We start from the raw sequence: 1,072 nt of genomic DNA on the forward strand, positions 1-1,072 counted from the left end.
GCTATGAGAGTTGGACACCGGTGAAGAGCAAGGTTTGTCGGCACTTTTGGCAGGTATAGCTGGCCTCATTACGCAGAACTTTGTTGTGGCGACGGATGGTTAACGGAAACTCGCGACATTGGTCAGCGATATTGGAAGGTTTTTCCTTGCACGGAAGCAACTGCAAATTGATGCGTTGTGTTGGCGGGCAAGAGAAAGACGCCTTGCATGATGGATTGCCATTCTACGCCATGAGGTTTAACTCGGCCATATAACTGATAAGTGAGCAAGATGAGCCACTTCATGAGGAATCACTTCTTCCAAGAAAGACCGTTTTGTTCTCTTTGAACAAAATCGGGTTAAGACGAATTTGATTGAGTTGCAGATACGCCTTACCTGCCGCTTTGCCTCTTAATTGATAGCTAAGAAGTGGCATTGGAAACTGGCGCTGAAAGTAGTGGTTGGCTTTATCGATACAAGCGTGCAGTGCTTTTTGGGCTTGGTAGTGCAGCTCAAACTCGATCTTTTTCATCAAAAATTTGCCCTCATGGTGTGATGAGGGCAAATAATAGCATTATCTGTTGATGCTTCTAGGGGTAAAGACCTAGTGGTGTTTTTCTTGATGGTTCATGTAGGCGTGCCACGGTGGCGTAGCCAAGTATCGGCATGGTGAAGAGCAATACCAATGCCGTAAAGTGGCAAAGCCAATCAGAATGCCACCAAGCAATATGGCTGCCCAAACAATCATTGCCGGAATGTTGGACTTCACGGCATTAAAGCTGCTGAAAACCGCTGTCATCATATCGACTCGGCGTTCCATCATCATCATCGGAATCGAAAACGCAGAAATGCTGAAGACGATACTGGCCAGGACGAAACCAACGAGTGAACCAATCACTAAGAAAGGAAGAAACTCTGTAAGTGGTGCGCCTTGCACAGAAGGGTAGAGGGCATGGAGTAAATGCGGCAATGCGCATCCAGAAAATCATGCACACCGCTAACAGCACCGCAAAGGCCCATTGAGAAGAAGAGTTGCGTCCAATGGCTTTCATTGAGTGGAGTAGGTCTGGCGCTATGGCCGCGTTCTCTTTCC

At 47.4% G+C, this 1,072-nt stretch carries 2 pseudogenes; both read right to left on the minus strand.

From position 1 onward, the window contains the following. Position 1: 1 nt before the first annotated feature. Positions 2-511, minus strand: a pseudogene (locus tag CIK04_RS29090) (SprT family zinc-dependent metalloprotease). 58 nt (positions 512-569) lie between these two features. After that, positions 570-1,072 (minus strand): annotated as a pseudogene (locus CIK04_RS29095) (DUF2189 domain-containing protein); the annotation flags it as partial.

This window comes from Vibrio sp. 03_296 (assembly GCF_002265885.1).